This is a genomic window from Acinetobacter sp. 1294596 (assembly GCF_000582925.1).
In the GTDB taxonomy this organism is placed as follows: domain Bacteria; phylum Pseudomonadota; class Gammaproteobacteria; order Pseudomonadales; family Moraxellaceae; genus Acinetobacter; species Acinetobacter radioresistens.
The window spans coordinates 1-373 of record NZ_JFCC01000143.1; the positions used below are offsets into that span (position 1 = coordinate 1).

1 rRNA gene is annotated in these 373 nt (G+C 52.3%); it reads right to left on the minus strand.

Annotated elements, in window-relative coordinates:
• A 23S ribosomal RNA gene (locus J502_RS16290) occupies positions 1–373 on the minus strand; the annotation flags it as partial.

A 373-nucleotide genomic window follows, 5' to 3' on the forward strand; every position in this document is an offset into this window, starting at 1 on the left:
TACTGTCTTCCACCTGGACAACCAACGCCAGGCTGACCTAACCTTCTCCGTCCTCTCATCGCATTACACAGAAGTATTGGAATATTAACCAATTTCCCATCGACTACGCCTTTCGGCCTCGCCTTAGGGGTCGACTCACCCAGCCCCGATTAACGTTGGACTGGAACCCTTGGTCTTTCGGCGAACGGGTTTTTCACCCGTTTTGTCGTTACTCACGTCAGCATTCGCACTTCTGATACCTACAGCAGACTTCTCAATCCACCTTCATCGGCTTACAGAACGCTCCCCTACCACGCACATAAATGTGCATCCGCAGCTTCGGCACATAGTTTTAGCCCCGTTACATCTTCCGCGCAGGCCGACTCGACTAGTG